We start from the raw sequence: 26,952 nt of genomic DNA, 5'->3' as shown, positions 1-26,952 counted from the left end.
ATTTGGCACTGGCTTATCAAGCACCCTGTTGAGTTCTCAAAGAACAACCACACACCATCCGAAAGCCCCGCACCGCAGGACCCCCATCCGGGGCAACCTCTCTAACTTACTCGGTTCAAACTTCGCTGTCAACCTTACCAGAGGTGATCAACTTTGTTCGAGCCGATCCACGCTGACGCACGCCATATCTGGCGGTCGCTTCTGTCGTGGTTTCCGGCGGACCGGCCGGTCGCCGCTTTCGCGGCCACCCGCCCGGCTCCCTGCCGGCTTCCGAACTCTACCCGGTCGGCTTCGCGTTCGCAACTCCGTGTTTCTCGGAGTGTTTCGCACCGCCCGAATCCTCAGCCTCGCTCGGCGTCTCCGCCACGAGCCTGGTGCCCGCTGTCAGCCGGTTTGTCCGGCCTCCCTCGTGCAGAGAGAAAGTTACGCGGACGGCCCGGAGAAGGCAAATCAAGGTCTGTCACTGTATTCGGTCGCGCCCCTCCCGCCGGCCGACAACGGATGCCAGCCATCGAAGGGAGCCACCGACGGCCCGGCCCGTGCCAGAGTGTCTGGCATGGATGACGTGTCGCGGTTCCCGGTGACGACGCTCGCCGCGGAGACCCTGCTCGGCCTGCTCATGCCGTTCTGGCAGTTGGTCATCGGAGGCTTCGTGCTCTTCGTCGTCCTGATGTCGGTGGGACGCCTGGCCCGGCGCGGCCCCTCCCGGATGACCACGGCGCTGCTGATCACCGCCCTGGCGATCGCCGGCTTCACGGTCGTCGGCGTACTGCTGGAGAGCTGACCGGTCAGAGCCGCCGGTTGGCGAGGCTGGGCAACTCGGCGCGGATCGTCCGCAGCCGGTCGAGGTCCAGGTCGGTCACCGCGAGGCCCGGCCCGTCCGGGACCTGGCTGAGCACCGTCCCCCACGGGTCAACCACCATGCTGCGCCCGAAGCAGGTCCGGCCCGGCTCGTGGTCACCGGTCTGACCGGCAGCCGCGACGAAACACTGGTTCTCGATCGCCCGGGCCCGGAGCAGGATCTCCCAGTGGTCCCGGCCGGTGTGCATCATGAACGCGGCGGGCACCACGAGGAGCTCGGCGCCCCCTTGAGTGGCCAACTGCCGATAGAGCTCGGGAAAGCGCAGGTCGTAGCAGATCGAGAGGCCGACCCGCAGGCCTTCGACGTCGACCACCACCGGCTGGTCGCCCGCGGCGACGTCCGCCGACTCCCGGTAGGAAACCCGGCCGGGGATCTCGACGTCGTACAGGTGGATCTTGCGGTAGCTGGCGGCGAGCGCGCCGGTGCGGTCGAAGACCAGCGATGTGTTCCAGGTGTGGTCCGGGTCCGGCCCGGCCTCGTGGAACGAGCCGGCGATCACCCACATGTTCAGCCGGCGGGCCACCCCGGCGAAGAACTGCCCCACCACCCCGTCGACCGGCTCGGCCGGCGGCATCCGGTCCGCGCGGCCGAGGTAGTCGACGTACTCCGGAAGAACGGCGAGGTCGGCGCCGGCTGCGGCGGCCCTGACCAGCAGGGACTCGGCGGCGGCGAGGTTGGCCGCTCGGTCGTCGCGGGCGTTGAGCTGACAGACGGCGACGCGCATGGGGCTCAGCGTACGGGCGCACGACGGTTGGCGACAGGGCTCGGTTGCCCGCCGGCCGCCGTTTGAACCGGTCAGGCCGACTTTTCCTCGCGCTCCCGACGGGCCCGACGTCCGGTGAACTCGCGAGGCACGATGGTCGGGTTGACGTTCTCCAGGACCGCCTCGCGGGTGATCAGCACGCGAGCGGCGTCGGGGTTGCTCGGCACCTCGTACATCACGGAGAGCAGGACCTCCTCCATGATCGCGCGCAAGCCTCGGGCACCGGTGCCCCGGAGCATGGCCTGGTCGGCGATGGCCTCCAGCGCGGGCTGGTCGAACTCCAGCTCGACGCCGTCCAGCTCGAAGAGGCGCTGATATTGCCGGACCAGTGCGTTGCGCGGCTCGGTGAGGATCCGGACCAACGCCGTCCGGTCGAGGCTGCGCACGTTGGTGATCACCGGGAGTCGGCCGATGAACTCGGGAATCAGGCCGAACTTGAGCATGTCCTCCGGCATGACCTGGCTGAAGATGTCGTCGGTCGACCGCTCGGAGACCGAACGGAGCCGGGCACCGAAGCCGGTGCCGCCGGAGCCGGTGCGGGACTCGATGATCTGGTCGAGCCCGGCGAAGGCACCACCGCAGATGAACAGCACGTTGGTGGTGTCGATCTGGATGAACTCCTGGTGCGGGTGTTTGCGCCCGCCCTGCGGCGGCACGTTCGCCACCGTGCCCTCGAGCATCTTCAGCAGCGCCTGCTGCACGCCCTCGCCGGAGACGTCCCGAGTGATCGACGGGTTCTCCGACTTGCGGGCGATCTTGTCGACCTCGTCGATATAGATGATCCCGGTCTCGGCGCGCTTGATGTCGTAGTCGGCCGCCTGGATCAGCTTGAGGAGGATGTTCTCCACGTCCTCGCCGACGTATCCCGCTTCGGTGAGAGCGGTCGCGTCAGCGATCGCGAACGGCACGTTGAGCATCCGGGCCAGGGTCTGCGCCAGGTGGGTCTTGCCGCAGCCGGTGGGACCGAGCAGCAGGATGTTGGACTTGGCCAGCTCGACGCCGTCGTTGCCGGCACCCGGCGCGCCGGTCGCGTCGGCCTGGATGCGCTTGTAGTGGTTGTAGACCGCGACGGCGAGCGCCTTCTTGGCCTGCTCCTGGCCGACGACGTAGTTGTCGAGGAACTGGCAGATCTCCATCGGCTTGGGAAGCTCTTCCCACTTCACCTCGCCGGACTCGGCCAGCTCCTCCTCGATGATCTCGTTGCAGAGATCGATGCACTCGTCGCAGATGTAGACGCCGGGGCCTGCGATGAGCTTCTTGACCTGCTTTTGCGACTTGCCGCAGAAGGAGCACTTCAGTAGGTCGCCGCCGTCACCGATCCGTGCCACCTACGTTCTCCCTGCACTCGTCGGCCGGAGCGCCGGCCCTGACCTGCGGGCGCCGGGCGCCCGTCCGTCTGTCGTCTCACCCGCCGCTCCGACCCAGCGAAGCGGTACAGACCCGACGTTACCCGCTGGCGGAGGTTTCTCCGACCCCCAAAACGGGTGTGTCAGAGGCCGGCCAGGAGCCACCCGTCCTAGCCGACCTCCGACCCAGCACGGCTCAGCTCGCGGCGTGCGCCGCCAGAAGACCCTTCTTGCGGCTGGTCAGAATGGTGTCGACCAGCCCGTACTCCCTGGCCTCTTCGGCCGTCATGATCTTGTCGCGGTCGATGTCCTTGCGGACCTGGTCGACCGGGCGGTTGCAGTGCTGGGAGAGCATCGTCTCCAACTGCGTCCGCATCCGCAGGATCTCCCGAGCCTGGATCTCGATGTCCGAGCCCTGGCCGTAGCCGCCCTCGGTGGCCGGCTGGTGGATGATGATCCGCGAGTTGGGCAGCGCCATCCGCTTGCCCGGCGTGCCTGCGGAGAGCAGCACCGCCGCCGCGCTGGCCGCCTGGCCCAGGCAGACGGTCTGGATGTCCGGCCGGACGTACTGCATGGTGTCGTAGATCGCCGTCATCGCGGTGAAGGAACCGCCGGGCGAGTTGATGTACATGATGATGTCGCGGTCCGGGTCGGTGCCCTCAAGCGTCAACAGCTGGGCCATCACGTCGTTGGCCGAGGCGTCGTCCACCTGGACGCCGAGGAAGATGATCCGGTCCTCGAAGAGCTTGTTGTACGGGTTGGATTCCTTCATCCCGTACGACGTGCGCTCGACGAACGACGGCAGAATGTAGCGGTTGTGCACGGCCGCGAACTGGGGCGGCAGGCTCAGGTCGGTCATCGTCAGCTCCTCGGTCAGCTCAGGGTCCCGGCGCCTTCCGGAACCTGGGCGGCTCCGGTGATCACCTTGTCGATGAAGCCGTAGTCCATGGCCTCCTGGGCGGTGAACCAGCGGTCGCGGTCCGAGTCCGCCTCGATCTGGGCCTGGGTCTGGCCGGTGTGGAAGGCGACCCGCTCCTGGAACATGCGCTTCGTGTAGAGCATCTGCTCGGCCTGGATCGCGATGTCGGCGGCGGTGCCGCCCACGCCGCCGGACGGCTGGTGCATCATGATCCGCGCGTGCGGCAGCGCGTAGCGCTTGCCCTTGGTGCCCGCGCAGAGCAGCAGCTGACCCATCGAGGCCGCCATGCCCATCGCCACGGTCGACACATCGTTGTCAATGAACTGCATGGTGTCGTAGATCGCCATGCCGGAGTAGACCGAGCCACCCGGCGAGTTGATCCAGAGGTTGATGTCGCGGTCCGGGTCCTCCGCCGCGAGCAGCAGCAGCTGCGCGCAGATGCGGTTGGCGACCTGGTCGGTCACCTCGCTGCCCAGGAAGATGATCCGCTCCTTGAGCAACCGGTTGTAGACCGAGTCGTCGAGGTTGCCAATGTTGTCGCCACCGCGGGCCTCGATCGCCCGGAGCGGCTTCGCTGGGATGTGCATGTCGGTCATGGCAGCCCTTCGCTCTCCGTACCGTCCTACCCGACACTAACCGCTCAGCCGGGGGGCGTACTCCCGGTCGGGGCACTGTTCGCTCTCAGCGCAGTTGGGCTGAAGGCGTACCCCGGAAAGGGTTTCGGCCGCCGCCCAGCGCGCAGCGAGGGACGGCGGCCGACACCCGACGATCAGTGCTCGTGGTTGTGCTCGGCCTCGTTCTGGGCGCGCAGCGCGTCGAGGGTGACCTCGTTGCCGGCCGCGTCCTTGATCTTGATCTTCTCCATCACCGAGGCGAGGGCCTTGCCCCGGCGCACGTCACCGAAGACGGCCGCGGCGGTGCCGGCGCGGACCAGCTGGTCGTAGTACTGCTGCGGGGCCATGCCGGCACGCTGGGCGCGGTGAACGATCTCGTGGCCGAACTCGTCGTCGGAGACCTGGACGTCCTCGGCGTCGGCGAGGGTGTCCAGCAGGAGCTGGATCTTGATGCCCTCGGTCGCCGCCTCGGTGAGCTCGGCGTCGATCTGCTCCTCGGTCTTCTCCTCGGCGGCGAGGTATTCCTCGAGGGAGGCGCCGATGCGCTCGAGCTGGTCGACCATGGCGGCCTTGCGGCTCTCGACCTCGTCCTTGACGACACCCTCCGGCGCCGGCACCTCGGCGGCGGCGACCATCTGCTCGAGGGCCTTGTCGCGGGCGGCGTAGATCTGCTCGACCTGCTTGCTCCGGGTGACCCGCTCGCGCAGGTCGTTCCGCAGCTCCTCGATGGTGTCGAACTCGCTCGCCAGCTGCGCGAAGTCGTCGTCGAGCTCGGGCAGCTCCTTCTCCTTGACCGTGCGGACGGTCACCGCCACCTCGGCGTCACGGCCGGCGAAGTCGCCGCCGACAAGCTGGGTGGTGAAGGTGGCGCTCTCGCCGGCGGCCACGCCGACCAGGGCCTCGTCCAGGCCCGGCAGGAGCTGCTTGCTGCCGACCTCGTGCGAGATGTTGCTCGCCTGCCCGCCCGGCACCTCCTCGCCGTCGACGGTGGCGTTCAGGTCGATCTGAACGTAGTCGCCCTCCTGGGCGGCCCGCTCGACGGTCTTGAGGGTGGCGAACCGCTCGCGCAGGCCGTTGACCTGCTCGTCGATTTCGCTGTCGGCGATCTGGAGCTCGTCCACGGTCACCTCGATGGTGGCCGGATCCGGCAGGGTGAGCTCCGGGCGGACATCAACCTCGGCGGTGAAGTTGAGCGAGTCACCGTCGTTGAACTCGGTGATCTCGACCTCCGGGCGCCCCAGGGTCTTCAGGTCGTGCTCGCGGACCGCGGCGAGGATGTTCTGCGGAATCGCCTCCTGCACCGCCTCGTTGAGGACGGTGCCCCGGCCCACCCGCTGGTCGATCACGGCGGCAGGAACCTTGCCCCGGCGGAAGCCGGGAACCTGGACCTGCTGGCCGATCTCCCGGTACGCCTTCTTGAGGCTCGGCTCGAGCTCGACGAACGGCACCTCGATGGCGAGCCGCACGCGCGTCGGGCTCAGAGTCTCGACGGTGCTCTTCACAGGCGTACTCCTTGACGGATCTCAGTTGAGGCTGGGCGTGATTTAGCGCATCGAGTGTAGGCGAGCCGGGCTGCTGCCTCGGCAGCAGGCCGGGCACCGCGTGGAAAAACGGCGATGCCCGGGACGACCCGGCCGCGAACGACAGTCGGGGTGGCGGGATTTGAACCCACGGCCCCTCGCTCCCAAAGCGAGTGCGCTACCAAGCTGCGCCACACCCCGTTGCGACGAGAAGTGTATGCCGTCCGGACCCGGCGGAGGGCCACCGGGGCGTGCCGGGGCGGCTCGGGAGGCAGCAACTTCAGGGAAATGGTGGCCTCCCGGCGCTGGGAGACCCCTATTTCCGGGAAGTTGCGCGGATCTTGGGGCGCGGCGTCCGGAGACGGGAGGCGGTACGGGGCTGCGCGTCCGGTTCCGGGATTGGGTAGGCTGTCGGGCGCGCCCCACGACAGCGGGGTGCCTGCGGGCGTAGCTCAATGGCAGAGCTTCAGTCTTCCAAACTGACGGTGCGGGTTCGATTCCCGTCGCCCGCTCCACCACTTCCGGCCCAGGTCAGCGACACAATCGCCGAACCTGGGCCGCTCTCGTCTCAAGCGTCTTCGATCTTGCGTGCCATTGGCGTGCCAGTAGCGCCGGCCGTGCCGTCCGAGCCCGTTTCGCGTGCCGGCCGCTTGGCGGTGCCCTTGGCCGACGCCGTTGCCCGCTTGGCCTGCTTGGCGATCCGGCGGTCCATCCCGTCGGCGATCTCCCGGTCCCGCTCGCTGTTCGCGTGCTGGTAGATCAGCGCCGCCCGCATGCTCGCGTGGCCCATCCGGTGCATCAGGTCCCGGGTGCTGGCCCCGGTCGCCGCCGCCAGGTTGTTGCCGGTGTGCCGCAGGTCGTGGAAGTGGAACCCCGCCGGCATGCCAGTCGCCCGCAGCGCCGCCGCCCAGCCGACCGCCCGCCGGAAGTTGCCGGAACGCAGCACCGCCCCCTTGTCCCCGGTGAAGACCATCGCGTCCGGCTCCTCCCCCACGTACTCGGCCAGGTGCTCGGTGATTGCGGTCCGCGCCGCCGCCGGCAGCGTCACCGTACGGTTGCTCGCCTCCGACTTGGGCGGGCCGAACTCCATCCGGTTGCGCAGCGCTGCCAGCTTGCGCGGCACCCGGACCGTGCCCGCCGCCAGGTCCACATCCGAGCGCCGCAGCGCCGCCAGCTCGCCCCAGCGCAGCCCGGAGAACGCGGCGACGACCACCAGCGCGGAGAACCGGGCCGGCATCCGCTCGGCGAGCGCCAGCACCTGGGCGACAGTCGCCACCGGCCGCTCCGGAGTGTGATAGCGGTCATAGCCCGGGATGCGGCAGGGGTTCTGCCGAATCAGCTCGTCCTCCTTGACGGCGGTGTTGAGGATCGCCCGAAGGAGTGAGTACGCCTTGACCGCCTGCGGCTCCGTCGTGCCACCGTCGAGGAGGGTCCTACGCCAGGTGCGGATGGTCTGCGGCTTGATCGCGCCCAGGGCGAGCGCGCCGAGGTGCGGGCAGATGTGCAGCCGGAACAGGTCTTCGTAGTTCTCCCGGCTACGGGGCTGGAGCTTCCGTTCGGCGATCCACTTTCGGCCGTACACCTCAAGCTTGATCTCGCCCGACTCCGGGGCCGCCCACTCCCCCTTGATGATCTCCGACTCCACCACGGTCAACCACTTGCCTGCCTGCCGCTCGGTGTCGAAGGTGTGCGGCGCCTTCCGCTCCAACCCGTCCGGGCCGATGTACCGCGCTTGGAACCGCCCGGACGGGAGTCGACGCACATTGCCGAAACGCCGCCGGCCCTTGCTGGCCGCCATCAGGCCACCTCCCCCAGGTAGTCACGCAGGTGCGCCCGGGTCATCGGCACGACCCGGTTGCGCTCGATGTACGCGGCTACGGCCGACGCCTCGAAGCGCACCAGCCGACCGACCTTGACGAACGCGATCCGCCGCTCAGCGACCAGCCGGCGCACGAATCGCGGGGTTGCCTTCAGGCGAGCGGCGACCTCATCCGCGGTCAACAGCTCGTCATCCATGCGGTTGCTCCTCCAGGGGTTCAGGCCGCGAGCGCGGCGGGTTGATCGGTTGCCGAAACGGCGGCGGCTGTTCGTAGCCGGGCGGTGTCGAGGTCGGCACGCCAGCGAATGCGCGCGGAGACCGCTCGTAGGAGCCGGTGTTCCAGCGGTGGCACGTCGGGGTCTTCGGGCCGGGCGAGTTCGAACCGGTACCGCTTTGGTCCGTCTGCCTCATCGGCGGCCTGATCGTGTTCGGGGGTGTCGGCCATGCCGCCGGCGAGGATGGCGCGGACCCAGGCCCGGTTGTCGGCGCGGTGGTCGGCGAGGGTCTTGCCGGACCATTGCCGGGAGACCAGTACGCGCCGGCCGGTGAAGCCGAGGGTGGAGCGTTGGTGGACCTTCCCGGTACAGCGGCCGGGCGTCAAGCCCGCCTTGCCCCCGTCCGGCTGGACGGCGTAGAGCAGCCAGTTCGCGCAGGTCGGCGAGCAGGGCAGGACGGACAGCTCGGCGTGCAGACGGTCGAAGTGCGCCTTCTGCGCGTCGGAGCGTGGCCGGGCCTGGTCGGTCAGGTCTTTGGTGACGTATTTCGTCACGTAGCGGATGGACCGTTCGGCGTCGCGGGTGCCCTGCTCGATGCCTCTGGCGTCAATCCGGCCGAGCCGGGCGACGTAGGCGGGCCGACTGTCGGGCTCCTCCAGGGCGTCGAGGGCTTCGCCCCAGGTGGGCAGCGGCTCGCGCGTCTTCGGGTCGACGTACGCCTGCTGGTCGACGTCCCAGACCGGCGGCTTGTCGACCGGATAGGTCAGCTCGTCGAAGGGCGGCCACCACACCTGGTGGTAGGTCGCCGCCGCGATCTGCTTGAGCAGCCGTCGGGGCAGGGTGCCACGGATGGCGAAGTGCGCGTGTGGGGCGAGTCGTCGTTGCAGCTCGACCGCCCCGGCGTACTGGACGTTCCAGCCGGCGGCCCGGCGGACGTTCTGCCACCAGCGGTCGAGGACCCGGGCGAAGTGGATCGCATCAAGGGCGGCCCGCCGGTAGTCGTAGCTGGCCGGGTCGACCGGGGTGCCGAGCACGTCATCGTGGGGGCCGTGGCGCTGGCCGCACTCGCACGGGGCGACGTAGGCGCCGCGCCGTAGGTGGGAGTGCACCGGCCCGTGCGAGCCGAGCGTCAGCGTGATGAGCATGGAGGGGCGGTGGGTCTTGCCGGTCCGGCCGGAGTAGGCGCGGCCGACGGTGCGCGGGTCGACGGGCAGCCGGGGCAGGTCGGGTGTGTCCTGGCGCCGCCGGGTTGAGCGCTTGCGTCGGGGCCGCTCGTCGCGCTCTTTCGGGGTGAGGTGGCCGCGCAGGCTGGTTTCGGCGAGGGCTTCGTCCAGCTCGGCGATCGCGGCGTCGATCTCGGCCAGGTGCGCGTCCCGCTCATCGGGGGTCATCGGCTGGTACTGCACCGCTTCCCGTTCGAACTCCAGATGTGCCCGCACCCGGACGAGGGCGAGCACATCCTCACCCGGCTTGTCCGGGCGGACGGCTGGCTCGTCGGCGAGGTGCCAGCCCTCACGGATCTGCTGGATTCGCAGCCGCCGGCCCCGCTCGGCGCACGGCTTGCACTTCGCCGCCAGGGTCGCCCCGCAGGGCACCTCGACAACCTCGGTCAGCCCGGTGACGGTGTCGGTGCGACGCAGGGCCAGGGGACGGACGCAGACGCCGTGTTGCTCGGCGAGCTGCTTGAGCGCCTCCTTCGCGAGGGGCTTGCGCATCCGGTCCGCCCGCGACCCCGGCCGCGGCTGCTCGACGGCCGGAATCGCGGGTGGGATCAGTTCGAGTTGGCTCACCGGTCACGCTCCACGCTGTGCGGGGTGCCGTTGCGGGGCACGAACGCCGCCGCCGGCACGGGCACCAGACCGGGCCGCCGCTCCACCGGCACGGCCGGGACCGGGCGGAGCACCGCCGGTCGCGGCTGCTCGTCGGTGGCATCCGGGATGACCGTCACCGCTTGGCTCTCGTCGGTGCCATCGGAGGGTGCCGGGCCGTCAGAGGAGTCGGCGGCCACTTCGGCCCGGCCGCTCTCGCCGGCCGGCTCGTCGACGGGCAACGGTGCCGGGGTGGCCGAGAAGACGAGCTTGGACAGGCCCAGGAATGCCAGCGCCGGCACGGCGGAGAGCAGCCAGCCGGACAGGCCGGGCTTGGCGACGGCGAGCTGCGCGGCGAGAGACAGGGCGACGGCGCAGAGCAGCAGGAACATCGGATACCCGATCGGGCCGCCGGTACGGCGGCGCCGCCGGATGGTTAGCAGCGCCGCCAGGGGCAGCAGTTCGGAGATGGCAGCGTTGGCCCAGCCGAACCAGTCCCCCGTGCCGGTCGGCGAGTTGACCATGGTCCAGTCGTGGACGTGGGTAAACGACGCCGCGCCGGCCAGGCCGCCGACGATGAGGACGATGAGCACCAGGACCACGCCCTCCACCCGGTCCGCGTTCGTCTTCACCGGGCCACCTCCTGCCTGTCGGTGTCGATGTCGCAGAGCCGGCGGTAGTCGCGGCCGAGCTGGCGGATGTCGTCGTCGGTCAGGTAGGCGAACCGCACCCGCACCGGTTCGCGGACGCCGTCGAGGACGACGAACCCCACGCCGGGCGACGACTCCGAGATGCGGTCGCACAGTGCGCCCGGTCGCGGGCACCGTCGCCGAGGACCATGTCCACCTGCTCGGCCTCGGTCAGCCGCAGCCCGATCCGGGTCGGGAACAGGTCCCGGAACGGCAGCACGTCCTTACGCGGGTCCTGCAACGCCGCGACCACGTGCACGCCGACCGCCCGGCCCTGCGACAGCAGGAGCCCGAGGGATTCCTTGATCCGGTCGCGGACCTTCCGATCCGTGATGTAGGCGGTGAGTGCCGCCAGCTCGTCGACCACCAGGACGATCAGTGGTTCCTCCACCGTCGGTACGTGCTGGCGGGTCACTCCGCGCAGCCGGGCCGCCCGCAGCCGCATCCTCTTCACAGCCTCTTCCAGGACGCCGGCCATGCCGTCCGGGTCGTCGTAGGCGAACCGGGCGAACAGCGGCACCCCGGCCGCGAGTTCCATCCCGCCCTTTGGGTCGAACGCCCACAGCTCGACGAGGCCCGACCGGATACCGCCGGCCAGGGAGCGGATCAGCGACCACAGCACCGACCCTTTGCCAGAGTTCGTCGCCCCGGCGATCAGCACGTGCGAGCCGGCCAGCCGCAGCCGATACGCCTGCCCGTCCTCGCAGACGCCGAGGGGTAGCCCGCCCAGGTCGGGCACCTCGGTCACCGGCAGGGGCGCCACGGTGCCGGCGAGGGGGTCACGGCGCATGAACCGGATCACCACCCGATCCGGCCGGCCTATCGAGCGTGCCTGGCCCTGCTGGACGCGGAAGGCGTACGCGAGGCGTTCCGCGGCCTGCCCCCAGTCGTCCGGGATCTGCCCCGGCAGCATCCGCACCGTCAGCTCATCGCCGTACCGGTCACAGCGCACCTTGAGGAGCTGTGGCACGTACCGGTCACCGGCGAACGCCGTCGCCAGCCCGCACGTCGCCATTACCGACGCCCACCGCCGCCGGTACACAACAAGCGCCCGCACCCGGCTGACGAGCGGGTACCAGCCGAACCGCAGCCACGACGACGGATGCCACCGCCACCACCCGGCACAGCCGGCCACCACCGCCAGGACCACGCCGACCAGGACCAAGCTGCCGTACTCGGCACGCAGCCACAGGGCGAGCACGGCCGGAGCGGTCAGCCACCAGTACCGCACCGCCAGCACCGTGAGCCGGAACAGGCCCCGGGCCAGCCACCAGAACAGCAGCAGCCAGCCCGGAATCCGCCACGCCGGAAGGCGCACGTTCATCGGCGCCACGGGGATCTTCTCCCCGGGAATGATGTTGATCAGAGGCACAGGTCACCGCCCCGGTGCGGACGGCCCAGGGTCGAAATGCACGAGCGGCAGGACATGCGTCGCATGTCGAACCGGCGCGGCTTCACCCAGCGGCAGCAACGGGGGCAGCGGATGGCGTACACCCGCGCCGAAGCCGGTGCCAACCGCAGCGCCGAGCGGACGGCCGCCTCCACCTCTCGGTAGGCGTGCCGCAGACCGACGAGACGGGTACGGGACATCAGGACCACCACCCCGACGAGCAGCGGCGGCGATGCGAGGACATGAGGGAAGGGGCAACTACGGTGGGCATCACGCCCTCCTTCACACGTGAGGGATGGGAGAGCGCGGGACGGGCCGGGACTCTTGGCGGGGAAACGGCCCGCCCCGCGCGCAACGACAGTGGTCAGGCGGCCACCGACCCCGGCACCGACGACGCCGGGCGGATCGCGGTAGCCCGCAGCGAATACGCCATCCGGGATCGGCACTCACCCGACGAGCGGCCCGGCTTGCACCGCTGCGAATCCACGTACGGCGTCAGGGTCAGGCCCTCGAACTCCACTGCCGGCGGGTAGCCCGGCACCGTCGACGCCGGCGGCACGGGCTGCTGCGCCGCGACCACCTTCACCTTCACCTCGGTCGACCGGCCGAACTTCCCGGCCTCCGGGTCCAGGTCCATCACCCGCACCACCCAGACCCGCTCGCCGGTCTCCTTGTCCCGCGCCTGGTTGTCGGCCTCGCCCCGCCGCTCGAAGTCGATCTGCGGCGACACCCCGAGGCACAGCGCCCCAGCGGGGAACACGTACTCGGACGGAACCGGCACCTTCAACGTCATCGGAACCACTTTGGACAGCCTCCTAGCCTCACCAGTCGCCAACCTGACAACCGGTTGAGCTAACAAGTTACGTCAGCTTGTAAACACAGGCAAGGTCTAATGAGGTCGGTTCATATGTCGGGGGATGGTGGCAGCCTAAGTCGGCATGAAGCCGCTAGCTGTGCACGATGTACACGTCTACATCTTTTACGGCCACTTTGTCCTGCGGGACGTATGGTGCGATGCCGGCGATGAGGGCGAATCCCTGAAGGCAGCACAGGGAGATTCGGTTGCCGGTGCGTCCACGTACCAACTGACGGTCCGCGCGCTCTCGCACGTGGCAGGGCTTGAGATACGACTCTGGCCCGCCGACCCCGAACCGGACGGCGGCGCCTGGGACGGTTGCCGACAGCTTGAGTTGCACTGCCCAACCGGCCAACTCACCGTCGAGCAGATCGCAGCCGGCGCGGCGACGGAGATCCAGCTCCCCACCGGAGCCGGCGTCTACGGCGTCCGCGTGCAGTGGAGGGATCGGGAGGCCGCCGACAAGGCGATCACAGCGGCCTATGCCGAGCTTCGCGGTGAGCCATCCGACGTGCTCGCGTCCGCGTTGCGCAAGCTCGACGGCATGGAGAAGTTCCTCGTCGACCTCTGGTGGCAGGCGCCGCTGCCACCAGACGACGATGACGAGGACTTCTACGGCGACGAGTGGAGCTGATCAGCTCAGGGCGTAGGTGTCCTCGATCTCGTGGCGGCTGCCGGGCATGACCAGGATCGAGGTCATGATGGGCTCCCCGGATGCCTGGTGCACGGTGATAACGATGCTCATCACCGACTCGCCGGCCGGCACGTCCAGGGCCTCGGCCTCTTCCTGGCTCACCCGGCGGGCGGTCATCCGCTCGGTGGCGTAGTCGGCCCGTAGGCCCTTGTGACGCGCGATGAGGTCGAGCAGGCCGCCCGGGATCGGGTCAGGCTTGGTGATGTCGGTGCCGACCGCGATGTCCACCGGCACGAACGTGGCGACCAGGTCCACCGGCCCCACCTCCGAGACGGTTCGGCGGCGCCGCTCGTAGACCGGCGTGCCCTCGGGGATCTTCAACTCGGCCGCGATCCGCGGAGAGGCGAGCACCGGGCCGACGTGCAGGATCTCCGTCTCTCCGGTCTCGTCTAGCGCGACGGCGTCGCGGGCGTAGCCGGGCGAGGTTCGACCGGAAGCGGGCCGGCCGCGTACGAAGCTGCCCTTGCCCTGCTGCGACTCGATCCAGCCGTCCTGCTTGAGGATGCCGAGCGCCTTGAGCACGGTCGGGCGGGACACCCCGAACTCCGTGCAGAGTTGGCTCTCCGACGGCAGTGCCGCACCGGGCGCGTAGTCGCCATCCTCGATGCGCTTCCGCAGCGTGTTCAACACGCGCAGATATTTCGGCGTCGGAATCTCGTACGCCATCGCGGGCCACCCCACCTATGAACGCTGCATGAATCACAGCAGCTTATGAGTTGTTTGCATGACAGAACAAGTCAGCTCAGCCGTTCGGCGTCACACGCTCGACCGCTGCGGCCAGCCATCCCGACCAGGATGAAGGAGCGCGTACCAGCTCTGGCCGAGTGGCGCCGGGCCATCGGCGCGGCAGGCAGCCGTACCGGCCGAACACCCGTAGGGCCGCCCGACGCTGCGGGCACGGACCTGCCTCGCCGCACCCCTCGCAGCGCCCGTCCGCGCTCGACGGCGTGTGCTGGTCAAGCTGTGCCTGTGCCGCGCGGAGTTGGTCGCGTGCGCCGGCCGACAGGTAGGTGGTCATCGGGCCGACCCAGCCGGCGGCAACAGGCTCGCGCGTACCAGAATCTGCGCCTGCGATCCCCGGCAGCCGCCCGGGCTCAGCTTGATCCCCTCTACCCAGATCCACTGCTCGCGCTCCGGACGGTTGACCACCAGCCGCACCCCGGTCACCCACAACGTCACCGGCCCGTCAGACGGCTGGTAGCGGTCGGCTGCGTCGATCCGCAGCACCGCGCCGAGCCGTACCCGAATGTCAAACACCGCGCCTCCTCATCACCGGCGCCACGTTGCGAGGCGGCGCGCCTTCGGTTGTGGGTGGCTGGATCTGGAGCCCGGCGATCTGCACGAAGACCTCCCGCCGGGCCAGCGCCTTGCCGGTACCCAGGTCGATCGAGTAACCCGTGAGCCACACCCAGCCGTCATACGTCGGCTTGTCGCAGACCGAAGCCACCCGCAGCCACAGGGCACGGTCACCGCCGAACTGCACCGACGCCCGACCGTCGATCAGCACCAGGTCCCCAGGCGCTGGGACGCCAGGCCGGGGAGATGCCGGTTTGTGGGGCGCCGGGGCGGGCGGGCCATTCACAGGTCGTCGTTCGGGTCGCGGCCACACGCCAGCACCCACCCCGGGCCAGCCTCAGCAGCTCGCCGTACGACCGGAGCCGGCACAGTCCAGGCAGGACCGCCGGGCCAGGGAACGAGTCCGCTCCGAACCCCGCCCCAGCGCCCGGATGTCGGTCCGGGCGAGGGTGTACTTCCAGCCCGCACCGGAGCAGGATTGGCAGTTGGTCGATACGTTGAGCCCCGTCATGGACACAGGCTCTGGCACAAACCGCCCAGCAACCCGGAAAATCCTTCCGGGGTCGCCGCCGGCCGAGGGGAGACAGTGAACCGGTGAACGGGACCACCAACACCCTGACCATCGGCGAGCGCGTCGCCTGGTATCGCAGACGGCGCGGCCTGTCGCAGGAAGTTCTGGCCGGACTCATCGGCCGTACCGCCGACTGGTTGGGCAAGGTCGAGAACAATCGGATCGAGCTGGACCGGCTCTCCGTCATCAAGTCGCTCGCCGAAGTCCTGGACGTGTCCCTCGGCGACCTGCTCGGCGAGCCCTCACTGCTCGACTGGACCGGCGACAGCGGCACCGAGACCGTGCCCGCCCTGCGCGCCGCCCTGATGAACTACCGCGCCATTGCCCCGTTCGGCGGCGCCACCGACGCCCAGCCGCCGGCCGTCGCCGTGCTCAAGAAGGAGGTAGGCACCCTCTGGGACGCCTACCAGGACTCGCGATTCGGATACGTCACCGGCCGGCTACCCGACCTGCTCGACCGCGCCCAGGCCGCCGCCGACCACTACGACGGTGAGGACCAGGACCAGGCCCGCCGGCTGCTCGGCCTGGCGTACCAACTGGCCGCGACCCAGCTCACAAAGCTCGGGCAAGCCGACCTCGCCTGGATCGCCGCCGACCGCGGCCTCGCCGCCGTCCGGCCCACCGGCGATCCCGTCGTTACCGGCTCGCTGTTCCGCTCGGTCGGCCACGCCCTGCACGCCACCGGCCGCTACGCCGAAGCCGTACGCCTCACCGAGGACGCCGCCGGCTACCTTGAGCCCCACCTGAAGCACGCCACACCAGCGCTGCTCTCCGTCTACGGCACCCTGTTCCTGTCCGGCTCCATGGCCGCCGCCCGTTCCAACGACGCCGGCACCACCCGCGCCTTCCTCGCCGCAGCCGACCACGCCGCCGGCCAGCTCGAAGCCGACGCCAACCACCTCTGGACCGCATTCGGCCCGACCAACGTCGCCATCCACCGCGTCGCCACCGCCGCCGAACTGGGCGATGTCCAGGTCGCCATCGACCTCGGCCCGCGCGTCGACACCGCCGGCCTACCGATGGAACGCCGCGTACGGCATGCCCTCGAAGTCGCCCGCGCCTACAGCTCGTGGAACCGAGTGGACGACGCCCAGGCCGTGCTGCTCGACGCCGAGCAAATGGCACCCGAACAGGTCCGCCACCACTTCCTCAGCCGGCAACTCGTCCTGACCTGGATACGTCGGCAGCGCGGCAAGCCCTCGGCCGAACTGGTCAGCCTGGCCCGCCGGCTCAAGGTGCTCGACTGAACCCAGCCCATCTAGGCTGCCCTGGTGACGGCCAACGAGATGCCACCCATGGCAACCCCACGCGTCGCCGCAGGCGCCCTCTTCTTCGACGACGAAGGCCGCGTGCTCCTCGTACACCCCAGCTACAAGAAGCACTGGGACATCCCCGGCGGCTACGTCGAGCCCGGCGAGTCACCGCGCGCGGCGTGTGTGCGTGAGATCGAAGAGGAGCTTGGCCTTCTCACTACGGTTGGCCCCATGCTGGTCGTCGACTGGGCACCTGCGGAGCACGAGGGCGACAAGCTCCTCTTTGTCTTCGACGCCGGATCTCTCACCGCCGAGCAGGAACGCGCGATCCATTTCGTAGACGGGGAACTCACCGAATGGCGCTACGTGGCCGCAGATGCCCTGGAAGACCATGGCCCGGCGCGGCTCGCTCGCAGAATCCGTGCAGCGATAGCAGCGCGCAGCAACGGCAGAGCCATGTATGTAGAGCACGGCACCGCCACCTAGCCCACACCCTCGATACGCGCTCAAGGCGGCCCTTGACGGGCCGCACGCGCCGCCGCCTGGGCGCGTGCCGGCCGCTGCCGCTGTCGCTCTGCGGCCGTCACGCCTGACACCCGGCGGCTGGCGTGGAAAGCGGGAAGCCCGGAGGGCCGCCGCAGAACGACAGCAGCGTTGACCGTGGTGTGGTGGGCCGGCAGCCGGCCGGGCCGCGCGGCCACGAGCCCGCGCGGCGTAGGGGAGCGCACGCCGGCCGCGTCGGCGAGCTGGCGGCGGTCGCGGGGTTGCGGTTAGTGCCGCCTCCGGCGGGGACGCTCCGGCTCCAGATGGCCGGGGCTCCGTCGGCGGGTCGCGGTCCGTGGGTGGTTGCGGAAGGAGTCATCCCGCCTGGGCTAGCTTTTCAATTTGTCGCTAGTCCGATTTGACGTCACGGTGTGCAACCTCCTGCGGGCTTTCATGAGCTGCTGAACAAGCCGCTGTTCAAGGTTTGCCAATTCCTCGGCGCTCAGGTTCAGGCGCCCTTCGTGGGCAATCCGATTACGCGCACGCAATCCGGCGCGGATGTCACGCACGTCCTCTTCCGACAGTTGATTTGCGTCGGCGTATGCTTCTATGACCCTTCTAAGTGGCATGCTTTCGGCGTCGCGTGCATCACCTGCTGCAGTTGCACGCATCGCCCTTTCAAGTTGTGCCCAGCTCCTCATTAGTTCAGTCTGACTTAGCCGCACCTCGACGATGTAATCCATCTCAGCGCGCTTACGCGCCCTTCGCTCGGCGTAGATGCCTACAACAGAAAGAAGGGCCCCCAGAACGCCGAATGCGGCACTAGCAGTGAAGGGCACGGTCACATCGAAGCGATCGCGAAGAGCGGTAAACGCCACGATAGCGATTCCAGCGGCCATCAAGATTACTGAGCCGACCCCCAGAACCCACTCTGCGCGTCGAGACTGCCTATGTGGCTGGTCGACCCGGCCATGCCATAGCGCATACTCCAACTTCGTTGCGGCCGATTCGATGTCGGAAACCGTTATTGCCGCATCTGTCACACCGTGTGCGATCTGCTCTTGAAGTGCGTGCGCAAGGATGTCGGTTCGCCAGTCTTCAAGGAGTCGCTCTAAGTAGACCGCAGCTTCGGGGCTAATCTGCACGACGCCAGGGTCGATCCGAGACGGATCGTTCATGATTCCGACCCCCTACTGTGGCTCAACAACGCGATCAACGCGCAGACAACAAAGCCGATTGCGCCCCATGGCTTCGTAATGTTGTTGACAAAATGCCCTCCGACGAAAGTCGCAAGCAGCGTTACTGTTGTCCACGCTGTAGAGGTTTTGGATTTCTTGGGCTTGATATAGCCCCGGCGCTGCCAGATGTCCAAATGATTGATTAGACTCGGAGTGATCATCGGGGCAGTGGAGCTACCGCCAGTGTCAGCCTCAAGTCGTCCGGCCTCCTCGATCAGTTCGGAGCCTCGCTTGGTGAGGACATCCTGAAGTGCTCTCCTGGTTTCCACAGGAAGACTTTCGAGTCCTGTGATTGTGAGGAGCATCGAATCCGGATTGCCCTGCATGGGCGTCGTCGCATGATCTGGCTGCGCGCTGCTCGTCCGAGCGGTGCTGTTGTCGGGCCTCTGCCTTGCCTGGGCGACCCGCCGGGGCTTTGCGTCCACGCTGCTCCCGGTCATTCTCAGAGATGGATGTGGGTTAGACGGCTGACTCTACCGCCAACGAGGCCGGACAACGGCAAGACGCGTGACGACCAGCAGCATGAGAAACGGACGAGGTGATGGCGGCACGCCGACAAACCGCTGAAATGGCGACGGGCCGGCTTGCATCCGGTCGGGTTGGCGAGGACCAGGTCCAGGCCGTCACCAGGCCGTCGGGGCCAGCGGCGGGCGGAGGTCGGCTGCGAGCAGAGGCTGAACAGTGCGCCGCCAGATCAGCCGGAGCCCGGTGGCGGCGGCCGGGAAGACATCCTTAGATGCCCTCGGAGCTGGTTGGTAGGTTCTGGCGTGCCTGCCGACAGCAGCGTTGACAGCAACGGCGCCGGACGGTAGCACGCTGATCAGGGCTGGCATGGACAAGGCTCCGAGCGTGCGGCCGTTCCCAGACGGGTGCGGACGCGGTGCACAGAGCTTGTAAGCGAGCCATCCGCTGGGCCTTTGCGAGCAGGCCATTGCCGAAACGTTCTCATTGGGATCAAGGCGCCGCTGCGCGGCGCGCCCGTCGCGCTCGGCCTGCTGGCGGCCTCCGGCCGGCATCGGCCGGCGCAACGGGCCATCACCTACACAACGGCCGGGCGGGATCCGAGTCCTCTGTAGAGGCGTGTCGCCTGGGTCTGCACCGGGCCCGTCCGTACCCTGTCCATCGGCTACCTGGCTCTCACTTGATCGACGGCTCTCTCACTGGTTGCCCGTAGGCGTCGTGCCTTCGGGTCACCAGTGGGAAAGCCGACGAAGGGAGAGGGTCAGATGCCGCAGGACGAGGAGAAGAGAATCGCCGCCATGCTGACGGAGACGGCTCTCATCTGCGAGTTGGTCGCGACGTTGCTCGCACTGTTTGGCGGCGAGAAGCCGTCCACGTGGGTACGGCTCCTCGCCCTAGCCCTGGGACTTGCCGCGTTCAATGTGACCGGACACCGCGAGTCCTAGGAGGGAGGTCCGGCGGGGGTACCGCGGCTACGGTGCCCCCGTTGGACATCTACCTTTGACTGTAGTTCAAACCTTAGCGTCTGTATCGTCTTGCCACGCTCTGCTCCGTACAGCTCGATACAGAACGAGGCAGTACGGAGCATCAACGAGACAGAGCCAGACGATCGCGCAGGTGGTCAGCCGCCGTCGCGGCTGGGGCGATCGCTGCCGCGCCGCTACGCGGCTTGCCACCGGGTACCGGGGTCCAGGCACGCGGAAAGCCGGCGGCACGGCAATCCGCCCCCGGCCCGACGGCCGGGGGCGGTAAGCCACACGCCGCCGGACAACCGCCCGCCAACCACGCCGCCGTGCCAGCCGCGTGCCAGTAGCCGGTGTCCCGGGCGGTCAGCAGCGGTCATGATCGGGCACCACGACACCACTGTCGACCAGGCGATCCGGACAGATCGCGACAGCCGGAAACGATCTTCCAAACTGACGGTGCGGGTTCGATTCCCGTCGCCCGCTCCAACGGCCTCCGGCTCAGAGGTCAGAGGCTGCATCTCCGATCCTGGGCCGGTCGGCCACCCCCACTCTAGATCTTGCGGGCCATCCGTGGGCCATCAGCTGCTCTGGCCCGCTCTCTGCCGCGAGGCCTCGTACAGCGCCACGGTTCCTGCTGCTGCTGCGTTCAGCGAACTGGCGGCACCGACGATGGGGATGCGGACCATCCGGTCACTGGCCTCCTGCCAGCCCGCGCTGAGTCCGTGTGTCTCGTTGCCGACGAGAAGAAGCGTGGGGCCCGTCAGATCATGCTCCGCGACATCCACCTCGCCGTGCTCATCCGTACCGATGATCTGAACCTCGGTAAGCCCGCGCGTACGCACCGCGGCCACCCAGTCGAGAACTTCCCGGTGGCTGGCGACTCGCACGACCGGGACAGCGAACAACGAGCCCGTGCTGGCCCGGATTGCCTTCGGATCGTAGGGATCAGCTGCGTGGCCGGTGATGACGACGCCCGAGGCCCCGAAGGCATCGGCGGAACGGATCAGAGTGCCGATGTTGCCCGGGGTCTTCGGCCGATCAAAGACCACGACCAGCATCTCCGGCCCAACCGGTACGCGGTCCAGGCTGTCTTCGGGCTGCGCCACCACGGCCAGCAGTTCGGGCGACTCCTCCTCTTTGCCGCCAAGTTCCTGCATCAGCTCCGGTGCCAGCGCTACGCGAGTGGCCGCGATGCGGTCGAGGAGGTCCCGACACCACCGGGACAGCACCTGCCGGTCCGGGTAGAGGAGCGCCCGGACCTCCCATCCGTGTTCCAGGGCCAGGGTGATCGGTCGTACCCCTTGCACCAGGAACTCCCCCAACCGCTGGCGCTTGTTGCGGTTGGTCAGCAGCGCCTGCCACTGCTGGAAGCTCGCGTTTCGGGTGGTGATCTTCAAGGTCTTCGCCACGTAGCCGATTCAACAGCATCCATCGCCCCAGGCGTTTCGGCATCGCGTACGAAACCGGACGGCGGGGCTGCGTACGATGCGAGGCCGGGCATCCCCTCGTCGGGTGGAGGTAGCGACGGATGTCAGGCCAGCAGGACGGGTTCGCCCTCGGCGTCGATCTCGGCACCTCGAACACGGTGGCCGTGCTGCGCTGGCCGGACGGGCGTACCCGGCCGTTGCTCGTGGACGGTCAGCCGATCCTTCCCTCCGGTGTGTACGCCGACGCCGAGGGCCGCCTGCACGTCGGACGGGACGCCCAACGGCTGGCGCAGGCCGACCCGGACCGGTACGAGCCGAACCCCAAGCGTCGGGTCGACGAGCCGGACGTCGTACTCGGCGACCGGCGGCACAGCCCGGCGGAGCTGCTGGGCGGGGTCCTGCGCGCGGTCGGGGAGGCGGCGGTGGCCGCGGTCGGGTTCCTCCCGCCCGCGGTGGTCACCTGCCCGGCGACCTGGGACGCCGTACGCCGGCAGGTGCTGGCCGACGCGCTCGCGCTGGCCGGCTGGCCGCAGGCGGCCGAGCACACCATGTCCGGTCCCATCCCGCCGGGCACCCGGCTGCTGCGCGAGCCGGTGGCCGCCGCGCGTTACTACACGCAGGTGCTGCGGCGGCCGGTTCCGGTCGGCGACTGCGTGGCCGTCTTCGACTTCGGTGGCGGCACGCTGGACGTCGCGGTGGTCCGCAACGAGGGCGCCGACCCGTGGGGCGACTCCGGCTTTGCCGTGGTCGCCTGCGGCGGCCTGGCCGACCTGGGCGGGCTCGACCTCGACGCCGCCCTGCTGGCGCTGCTCGGCGCGCGGGTCAGCGCCGTCCACCCGGCGCAGTGGGCACGGCTGGCCGAGCCGGCGAACGCCACCCAGTGGCGGGACCGGCTGCAGTTCGCCGAGAACGTGCGGGGCGCGAAGGAGATGCTGTCCCGCAGCACGCAGGCGCCGGTGGCCGTGCCGGGCATCGAGACGGCCGTGCCGCTGACCCGGGCGGAGTTGGAGCACGTCGCCACGCCGCTGCTGCACCGGGCAGTCGCCGAGACGCGGCGGGTGGTCGCCGCCGCCGGCCTGACGCCGGAGCGGCTGGCCGGGCTGTTCCTGGTCGGCGGTTCGTCACGGATCCCGCTCGTGGCACGGCTGCTCCACGCCGAGTTGGGGATCGCGCCCACCGTGCTGGAACAGCCGGAACTGCCGGTGGCCGAGGGCGCACTGACCGACCTGCCGCTACGCCGGAACCGGCCGGCCGCCGCCCCGCTGCCGCTGGTCCCGGCCGGTGCCGGGCCGGGCGGGGGCGGCGCTGCTGTCCGGCCCGGAGTCGGCCCGGCCGGCACGCTGCCACTCGACCCGGAGGCACCGCAGTCCACCCCCGCGGGCCATGCCCCGGCCGGACCGGCCGGCACGCTGCCGCTCGACCCGGGCACGCCGCCCGCCGTCGGCCCGGCGATTCCGCGCCAGGCGGGACCGTGGCCGGGCGTACCCGGATCGGGGGTGCGGGGCGTACCCGGGTCAGGCGCGCCGGTGCCGGCGGCGGCGCCGACTCGTGGTCGCTGGCCACGACGGGCGCTGTGGGTTTCGCTCGCGGCGGTGGCGGCCCTCGCCGGGGTGACCACCGCGGCCGTCCTCTACCTGACCCGCGAGCGGCATCCCGAGCTGGATTTCCACCCGCTCGACAAGGGAGTCCGGGTGGCGGGGGGCGAGAAGCGGCCGAGCGACATGTTCACCGCGATCGCGGGCGGCCGGGCCTACCTGGCCTATCCGCGCGACGACCATCGACTGTCGGTGATCGCCGTGGACACGGCCACCCGCCGGGAGCTGTGGCCTTCAGAGAGCGCCGAACCCGCCGACCGGTGGCGCGGCATCGTCGCGCTGCCCGGCGCGGTGGCGCTTCTCGCGGATGGGTCGGGCAGCGAGCCCGGACGGCTGGAGGTGCTCGACGCTGCCTCCGGCAAGCCCCGGTGGCGGTACCCGGTGCGCCGGGACGACGAACTCTTCGCCGGCGCCGAGGTGGTGGTCCTGGCCGACCGGACCGGCAAGCGGCTGGTCGGCCTCGACCTGCGCACCGGGGAGCAGCGGTGGTCGCGCCTCGACCCGACCGACGAGTACGGCAACTCGCGGACCAGCGTGTATCCGGTGACCGCCGAGGAGGACCTGGCCGGGCCGGGTTCTGTCGACGGTGCCCCGAGCGATCCTGCCCCGGTCCGGCGGCTTGTGCAGGTCAGCGCCGACCGCTCGGTCGGGGTGATCGACGTGGCCACCGGAGAGCCGCTCCGTGAGCAGACCAACGTGGCCAGGCCGACCGACCTGGTCGCCGCCCACGGGGACCGGCTGTACGTGGTGGACGACAAGCTGCTGCTCGCGTACGACCTGGAAACGCTGACAAAGCCGACGGTGCTCTACCAGTTCCCGGACGACCGACACCGGGCCAAGCGGCTGGTGCCCTGTGGCGAGCACCGGGCCTGCCTGCTGGAGGTGGCGAACTCCGACGCCGAGACCGCGACGGTGGTGGCCGCAGCGGAAGGGAAGGATGCGAAGCGCTGGCCGGCGCCGGGCATGGACCAGTTGGTGCCGGTCGGCGCGCGGGTGCTGGCCGGGCGGACGTACCCGAAGCCGGCGGTGACCCTGTTCGGGCCGGACGGCCGGCCGGTGCTCGCCGAGGAGGACGGGGTGGCCGTCCGGGTGAACGGCGGCAACCTGCTGCTCTTCGCCGACCGGCTGAGCAGCAGTGCGGACAACCGCAGCGTGGCCGGCGTGGGCGCGGCTACCGGCAAGGTGGTGCAGCTGGGCGGTCTGAAGGACGTACGCGGCGAATCCTGCTCGTGGAACACCGAGGTGATCGCCTGCGGATCGGCGAAGGACTTCGTGCTGTACCGCTTCGTGCCCTGATCGCGCCGTGCCCCGGCCACGGGTCAGTGGCCGGTGACCCAGTTCCAGGCCGCCACGACCCACTCGGTCTGCTGCAGGTAGGCGACGCCCACCCCGGCCAGGAAGAGCGCGGTCACCAGGTGCGCGCCCCGGGCGCTGCGGCGTACCCGGCCCAGCTGCCGCTCCAGGACCAGCCGGCCGAGCAGGCGGGCGAGCGCGAAGAGGCCGACGGCCGTGAGCAGGCTGAGCCCGAAGGTGAGCAGCGGGGTGGTCAGGTTGCCCCGGCCGGAGATCGCCCAGATGCCCCAGCAGACGAAGGCGAACAGCCCGCCCACGGCGCTCCACTCCCCGCCCCGGCGCAGCTGCGCCAGGTGCCAGCTCAGCGGGCGGCGCGGGGTGGCGCCACCGGACCAGTCGGCCGGTTCGGCGGCGGGAAACCGTTCGGTCCGGGGCGTACGCGGCTGGCCGACGGCGGCCACCCCGCGCCGGAACGCGTCCCGCTGCGTCGGCACCCCGACGCCGGACTGCGGCGGCACCTCCACGGTGCGCTCGGCCCACGGCTGTGTCTGGTCCGCCATCTGTTGTCCTCCCCCTCGACCGACGCCGGGCACGGTACCGAGGGTAGCGAGCCGGCAAATGGGTGGCCGACCCCGAAGGCGATGGGTTACACACATCCGATGACCGATGCGCTGGTGCCCCGGGCCGAGGATTTCGACGACATCGCCGCGCTGCTGGGGCTCGCCTTCCATGACGACCTCGATCCCGAGCTGTTGGAGATCGAACGCGCCACCTTCGAACCGGAACGTTCCCTGCTGGTCCGCGACGGCGGGACCGCCGTGGCGCACGCCGGCGCGTTCACCCGGGAGCTGACCGTGCCAGGCGCCGCCGTGCCCGCCGCGCACGTGACGCAGGTCGGGGTCGCTCCCACCCACCGCCGCCGGGGCCTGCTCACCGGGCTGATGCGCCGGCAGCTCCGCGAGGTCCGCGACGCTGGCCGCGAACCGGTCGCGGTGCTCTGGGCCAGCGAGGGCCGGATCTACCCCCGGTTCGGCTACGGCCTGGCCGCCCAGCGGCTCACCCTGCGGTGCGAGACGACCGAGCTGCGGCTGCCGGAACCGACGTCCGCCGAGGGCACGCTCCGCCTGGGCCGTCCGGCCGCGCATCAGGCCGAGCTGGCCCGGTTGTACGACCGGGTCCGCGCCGGCCGGCCCGGCTGGTCCAGCCGCGACGAGCGCTGGTGGGCGTACGTGCTCGCCGACGTGAAGGCCCGGCGGGGCGGCGCGACCGAACGCCGGGTGCTGCTGCACGAGGGACCCGCCGGCCTCGACGGGTACGCGCTCTACCGGACGAAGGAGGAGTGGGCTCCGGGCGGCCCGCGCGGCGAGGTACGGGTCACCGAGGTGGTCGCCGCGGACCCGGACGCGTACCTGGCGTTGTGGCGGCTGCTGCTGTCGGTCGACCTCACCCGGCGGCTGTCGTACGGCCGGGCCGCCGTGGACGAGCCGCTGCTGCGGCTGGTGAACGAGCCGCGGCAGCTCGGTGCCCACCTCGAGGACGCCCTCTGGGTACGCATCGTCAACGTCCCGGCCGCGCTGGCCGCCCGCCGGTACGCCTCCGACGTCGACGTGGTCGTCGAGGTCACCGACGAGCTGCTGCCGGAGAACGCCGGCCGGTGGCGGCTGGTCGGCGGGCCGTCCGGGGCCGAGTGCACGGCCACCTCAGCGCCGGCCGGGCTGGCCTGCGACGTACGCGCCCTCGGCGAGCTCTACCTCGGCGGGGCCGGGCTGGGGGCGCTCGCCGCCGCCGGCCGGGTCCGGGAACTCGTACCGGGGAGCGTGGCCGCGGCCGGCCCGGCTTTCGGCTGGCACCGCGCCCCGGCACCGATGGAGGTCTTCTGACGCCAGCCGGCGGCCCCGTGCCCGACGGTCGACGGCGGCTGCTGGGCCGTCGAGGCGGTACGGTCGACGGATGGGTGATGCGGAGCGCCGGCGGCGCCGGCTGCGGCACCACGGTGACGCCGGGGCGCCGGGTGGCGGGAGCGCCGACCGGCACGAGCCCGGCGGCACCGTCGCGGAGTGGGCGACCGCGACCACGGCCGCGGTGCACGACGACGACGGCTCCAGGTCACGGCGGGACGGCAGACCCGCCGAGCCGGAGTCGGCCGAGCCCCGGGCCCGCCGTGGCGGGGCCGCCGAGGAGGGCGAGCGTGGGCTGCGCGGCCTGGTCGGTTCGGGGTCGTCGCAGGTGAGCGTGATCGCCGCGCTGCGGGCTCGGGACGCCGCCCGGCCGAGCGACGCGGACCTGGCCGAGGCCGAGGCCCGCGTCGTGATCGTGCGCCGCAACTGGGTGCCCCGCGAGGAGTTGCCCCGCACCGGCCGCTGACCGTTTACCGGCCAGGCCCGGTGGTGTGGGTCGCGTCAGGCGGGCAGGTCGGGCAGCTGACCGGCCTGCTCGTACGCGGCCACCTGGTCGATCCGGCGGCTGTGCCGGGGGTTGCCCGAGAAGGGCGTGGTCAGGAAGGCCTCGACCAGGGCGGTCGCCTCGTCCAGGGTGTGCTGCCGGGCGCCGACGGCGACGATGTTGGCGTCGTTGTGCTCCCGGGCGAGCTGGGCGGTGTCGATGTTCCAGGCGAGCGCCGCACGCACGCCGGCGATCTTGTTGGCGGCGATCTGCTCTCCGTTGCCGGAGCCGCCGATGACCACTCCGAGGCTGCCCGGGTCGTTGACGACCCGGTCTCCGGTGTGCAGGCAGAACGCCGGGTAGTCGTCGTCCGGGTCGTAGGCGTGCGGACCAACGTCGACCACCTCGTACCCCTGCTTGGCCAGGTGGTTGGCGAGGTGCCCCTTCAGCTCGAAACCGGCGTGATCAGATCCCAGGTAGACGCGCATACCG

General features: G+C 70.2%; 28 protein-coding genes and 2 tRNA genes. 9 read left to right on the top strand and 21 right to left on the bottom strand.

The features are described 5' to 3' along the window. The first annotated feature begins 556 nt into the window (after positions 1 to 556). Positions 557 to 784: a hypothetical protein gene (locus ABZ671_RS19450; RefSeq protein ID WP_357859605.1), complete on the top strand. Its 228-nt coding sequence runs from the start codon at positions 557 to 559 to the stop codon at positions 782 to 784. 4 nt (positions 785 to 788) lie between these two features. On the opposite strand, the gene ABZ671_RS19445 is transcribed toward ABZ671_RS19450, so the two are convergent. From ABZ671_RS19445 to ABZ671_RS19420, 6 genes are all read right to left on the bottom strand, one after another. Further along, on the bottom strand, positions 789 to 1,586 hold the full coding sequence (locus ABZ671_RS19445) for a carbon-nitrogen hydrolase family protein (protein ID WP_357859602.1): 798 nt from the start codon (positions 1,584 to 1,586) through the stop codon (positions 789 to 791). A gap of 71 nt (positions 1,587 to 1,657) precedes the next feature. Then, positions 1,658 to 2,953, bottom strand: a complete 1,296-nt coding sequence (clpX, locus tag ABZ671_RS19440) for an ATP-dependent Clp protease ATP-binding subunit ClpX (RefSeq protein ID WP_357859600.1) — start codon at positions 2,951 to 2,953, stop codon at positions 1,658 to 1,660. Positions 2,954 to 3,167: 214 nt separating this feature from the next. Then, a complete protein-coding gene (locus tag ABZ671_RS19435; RefSeq protein WP_357859597.1) occupies positions 3,168 to 3,830 on the bottom strand; it encodes an ATP-dependent Clp protease proteolytic subunit in 663 nt (220 codons plus the stop codon). A gap of 14 nt (positions 3,831 to 3,844) precedes the next feature. Then, positions 3,845 to 4,486, bottom strand: coding sequence for an ATP-dependent Clp protease proteolytic subunit (locus ABZ671_RS19430; RefSeq protein ID WP_357859594.1), 642 nt, complete (start codon positions 4,484 to 4,486; stop codon positions 3,845 to 3,847). Positions 4,487 to 4,659: 173 nt separating this feature from the next. Next, positions 4,660 to 6,006: a trigger factor gene (gene tig / locus ABZ671_RS19425; protein ID WP_357859591.1), complete on the bottom strand. Its 1,347-nt coding sequence runs from the start codon at positions 6,004 to 6,006 to the stop codon at positions 4,660 to 4,662. Between the two features lie 145 nt (positions 6,007 to 6,151). Beyond that, positions 6,152 to 6,225 (bottom strand) — tRNA-Pro (locus tag ABZ671_RS19420). 240 nt (positions 6,226 to 6,465) lie between these two features. Here ABZ671_RS19420 and ABZ671_RS19415 point away from each other — a divergent pair. Further along, positions 6,466 to 6,539 (top strand) — tRNA-Gly (locus ABZ671_RS19415). 53 nt (positions 6,540 to 6,592) lie between these two features. Here ABZ671_RS19415 and ABZ671_RS19410 read toward each other — a convergent pair. From ABZ671_RS19410 to ABZ671_RS19380, 7 genes are all read right to left on the bottom strand, one after another. Continuing rightward, positions 6,593 to 7,822, bottom strand: a complete 1,230-nt coding sequence (locus ABZ671_RS19410) for a tyrosine-type recombinase/integrase (RefSeq protein ID WP_357859588.1) — start codon at positions 7,820 to 7,822, stop codon at positions 6,593 to 6,595. After that, positions 7,822 to 8,040 carry a helix-turn-helix domain-containing protein gene (locus tag ABZ671_RS19405; RefSeq protein ID WP_357859586.1) on the bottom strand — a complete coding sequence of 73 codons (219 nt, stop codon included), beginning with the start codon at positions 8,038 to 8,040 and terminating at the stop codon, positions 7,822 to 7,824. The genes ABZ671_RS19410 and ABZ671_RS19405 overlap by 1 nt, the downstream gene beginning before the upstream one ends. A gap of 20 nt (positions 8,041 to 8,060) precedes the next feature. Continuing rightward, complete coding sequence (locus ABZ671_RS19400; RefSeq protein WP_357859583.1) at positions 8,061 to 9,848, bottom strand: replication initiator; 1,788 nt, start codon at positions 9,846 to 9,848, stop codon at positions 8,061 to 8,063. Beyond that, positions 9,845 to 10,498: a DUF2637 domain-containing protein gene (locus tag ABZ671_RS19395; protein ID WP_357859580.1), complete on the bottom strand. Its 654-nt coding sequence runs from the start codon at positions 10,496 to 10,498 to the stop codon at positions 9,845 to 9,847. Before ABZ671_RS19395 ends, ABZ671_RS19400 begins: the two co-directional genes overlap by 4 nt. Before the next feature lie 79 nt (positions 10,499 to 10,577). Next, positions 10,578 to 11,927, bottom strand: coding sequence for an FtsK/SpoIIIE domain-containing protein (locus ABZ671_RS19390; RefSeq protein WP_357859576.1), 1,350 nt, complete (start codon positions 11,925 to 11,927; stop codon positions 10,578 to 10,580). After that, positions 11,918 to 12,145, bottom strand: coding sequence for a hypothetical protein (locus ABZ671_RS19385; RefSeq protein ID WP_357859572.1), 228 nt, complete (start codon positions 12,143 to 12,145; stop codon positions 11,918 to 11,920). Before ABZ671_RS19385 ends, ABZ671_RS19390 begins: the two co-directional genes overlap by 10 nt. A gap of 164 nt (positions 12,146 to 12,309) precedes the next feature. Then, positions 12,310 to 12,738, bottom strand: coding sequence for a hypothetical protein (locus ABZ671_RS19380; RefSeq protein WP_357859569.1), 429 nt, complete (start codon positions 12,736 to 12,738; stop codon positions 12,310 to 12,312). Between the two features lie 145 nt (positions 12,739 to 12,883). On the opposite strand from ABZ671_RS19380, the gene ABZ671_RS19375 reads away from it, so the two are divergent. Next, a complete protein-coding gene (locus ABZ671_RS19375) occupies positions 12,884 to 13,435 on the top strand; it encodes a hypothetical protein (protein WP_357859566.1) in 552 nt (183 codons plus the stop codon). Here ABZ671_RS19375 and ABZ671_RS19370 read toward each other — a convergent pair whose 3' ends face one another. The 3 genes from ABZ671_RS19370 to ABZ671_RS19360 all read right to left on the bottom strand — a co-directional run bounded on the left by ABZ671_RS19370 (position 13,436) and on the right by ABZ671_RS19360 (position 15,002). Beyond that, positions 13,436 to 14,161, bottom strand: coding sequence for a GntR family transcriptional regulator (locus ABZ671_RS19370; protein WP_357859563.1), 726 nt, complete (start codon positions 14,159 to 14,161; stop codon positions 13,436 to 13,438). Positions 14,162 to 14,509: 348 nt separating this feature from the next. Then, positions 14,510 to 14,752 (bottom strand): hypothetical protein, encoded by a 243-nt coding sequence (locus tag ABZ671_RS19365; RefSeq protein WP_357859560.1) that lies wholly within the window; start codon positions 14,750 to 14,752, stop codon positions 14,510 to 14,512. Further along, the gene (locus ABZ671_RS19360) at positions 14,745 to 15,002 is read right to left on the bottom strand and encodes a hypothetical protein (protein WP_357859558.1); all 258 of its coding nucleotides are present in this window, start codon (positions 15,000 to 15,002) and stop codon (positions 14,745 to 14,747) included. Before ABZ671_RS19360 ends, ABZ671_RS19365 begins: the two co-directional genes overlap by 8 nt. Before the next feature lie 383 nt (positions 15,003 to 15,385). On the opposite strand from ABZ671_RS19360, the gene ABZ671_RS19355 reads away from it, so the two are divergent. After that, positions 15,386 to 16,609 carry a helix-turn-helix transcriptional regulator gene (locus ABZ671_RS19355; RefSeq protein ID WP_357859555.1) on the top strand — a complete coding sequence of 408 codons (1,224 nt, stop codon included), beginning with the start codon at positions 15,386 to 15,388 and terminating at the stop codon, positions 16,607 to 16,609. A 24-nt stretch (positions 16,610 to 16,633) separates the two neighbouring features. Beyond that, on the top strand, positions 16,634 to 17,101 hold the full coding sequence (locus ABZ671_RS19350; protein WP_357859552.1) for an NUDIX hydrolase: 468 nt from the start codon (positions 16,634 to 16,636) through the stop codon (positions 17,099 to 17,101). Positions 17,102 to 17,487: 386 nt separating this feature from the next. On the opposite strand, the gene ABZ671_RS19345 is transcribed toward ABZ671_RS19350, so the two are convergent. Both ABZ671_RS19345 and ABZ671_RS19340 read right to left on the bottom strand, forming a co-directional pair. After that, positions 17,488 to 18,276, bottom strand: coding sequence for a hypothetical protein (locus ABZ671_RS19345; RefSeq protein ID WP_357859549.1), 789 nt, complete (start codon positions 18,274 to 18,276; stop codon positions 17,488 to 17,490). Continuing rightward, the gene (locus ABZ671_RS19340) at positions 18,273 to 18,662 is read right to left on the bottom strand and encodes a hypothetical protein (protein WP_357859546.1); all 390 of its coding nucleotides are present in this window, start codon (positions 18,660 to 18,662) and stop codon (positions 18,273 to 18,275) included. Before ABZ671_RS19340 ends, ABZ671_RS19345 begins: the two co-directional genes overlap by 4 nt. A 900-nt stretch (positions 18,663 to 19,562) precedes the next feature. On the opposite strand from ABZ671_RS19340, the gene ABZ671_RS19335 reads away from it, so the two are divergent. Beyond that, positions 19,563 to 19,742, top strand: coding sequence for a hypothetical protein (locus tag ABZ671_RS19335; RefSeq protein WP_357859543.1), 180 nt, complete (start codon positions 19,563 to 19,565; stop codon positions 19,740 to 19,742). Between the two features lie 599 nt (positions 19,743 to 20,341). Here the strand turns inward: ABZ671_RS19335 and ABZ671_RS19330 are convergent. After that, positions 20,342 to 21,172 (bottom strand): TrmH family RNA methyltransferase, encoded by an 831-nt coding sequence (locus ABZ671_RS19330; RefSeq protein WP_357859540.1) that lies wholly within the window; start codon positions 21,170 to 21,172, stop codon positions 20,342 to 20,344. A gap of 119 nt (positions 21,173 to 21,291) precedes the next feature. On the opposite strand from ABZ671_RS19330, the gene ABZ671_RS19325 reads away from it, so the two are divergent. Then, on the top strand, positions 21,292 to 24,081 hold the full coding sequence (locus tag ABZ671_RS19325) for an Hsp70 family protein (RefSeq protein WP_357859537.1): 2,790 nt from the start codon (positions 21,292 to 21,294) through the stop codon (positions 24,079 to 24,081). A 23-nt stretch (positions 24,082 to 24,104) separates the two neighbouring features. Here the strand turns inward: ABZ671_RS19325 and ABZ671_RS19320 are convergent, their stop codons facing one another. After that, positions 24,105 to 24,638 (bottom strand): hypothetical protein, encoded by a 534-nt coding sequence (locus tag ABZ671_RS19320; protein WP_357859534.1) that lies wholly within the window; start codon positions 24,636 to 24,638, stop codon positions 24,105 to 24,107. Between the two features lie 99 nt (positions 24,639 to 24,737). On the opposite strand from ABZ671_RS19320, the gene ABZ671_RS19315 reads away from it, so the two are divergent. Together ABZ671_RS19315 and ABZ671_RS19310 are read left to right on the top strand one after the other, a co-directional pair. Beyond that, a complete protein-coding gene (locus tag ABZ671_RS19315) occupies positions 24,738 to 25,958 on the top strand; it encodes a GNAT family N-acetyltransferase (protein WP_357859531.1) in 1,221 nt (406 codons plus the stop codon). A 70-nt stretch (positions 25,959 to 26,028) separates the two neighbouring features. After that, positions 26,029 to 26,442: a hypothetical protein gene (locus tag ABZ671_RS19310; RefSeq protein ID WP_357859528.1), complete on the top strand. Its 414-nt coding sequence runs from the start codon at positions 26,029 to 26,031 to the stop codon at positions 26,440 to 26,442. Between the two features lie 35 nt (positions 26,443 to 26,477). Here the strand turns inward: ABZ671_RS19310 and ABZ671_RS19305 are convergent, their stop codons facing one another. Then, positions 26,478 to 26,948, bottom strand: a complete 471-nt coding sequence (locus ABZ671_RS19305) for a ribose-5-phosphate isomerase (protein WP_357859525.1) — start codon at positions 26,946 to 26,948, stop codon at positions 26,478 to 26,480. Positions 26,949 to 26,952: the final 4 nt, after the last annotated feature.

This window comes from Micromonospora sp. NPDC006766 (genome assembly GCF_040636055.1).
GTDB lineage: Bacteria > Actinomycetota > Actinomycetes > Mycobacteriales > Micromonosporaceae > Micromonospora.
The sequence above is the reverse complement of the archived record's forward strand: the minus strand, read 5'-3'. Positions and strand labels throughout refer to the sequence as shown.